Genomic DNA, 264 nt, shown 5'->3' with positions numbered 1-264 from the left:
AGATAGCGTACCTGTTGGTCTTCGGTGCGTCGCTTGATTTCCAGACGTGTGCCGGGGGTCAATGGCCGATGAGGAAGCAGCGTGGTGATGGGTTGCCCGACGAGCTGCTGTGCCTGAACGCCGAACAGTGCTTCAGCGCCGGGGTTGAGGCTGGTGAGAGTGCCATCTGCCTGCCAGGTCAAGACGCCGTCACGCAAATTACGCAGCATGACCCGGGTATGGCCCACGGCGCGCTCAAGCGCGGCGGATACTCGATTGTAGCTG

At 61.7% G+C, this 264-nt stretch carries 1 protein-coding gene; it reads right to left on the bottom strand.

Going from position 1 to position 264, the window contains the following annotated elements; translation table 11 throughout:
- A partial coding sequence (locus P8629_RS12050) for a PAS domain-containing protein (protein WP_278166351.1) occupies nt 1–264 on the bottom strand: 264 nt, incomplete at both ends.

The sequence above is a fragment of the Hydrogenovibrio sp. 3SP14C1 genome (assembly GCF_029625905.1).
Classification (GTDB): Bacteria; Pseudomonadota; Gammaproteobacteria; order Thiomicrospirales; family Thiomicrospiraceae; genus Hydrogenovibrio.
The sequence above is the reverse complement of the archived record's forward strand: the minus strand, read 5'-3'. Positions and strand labels throughout refer to the sequence as shown.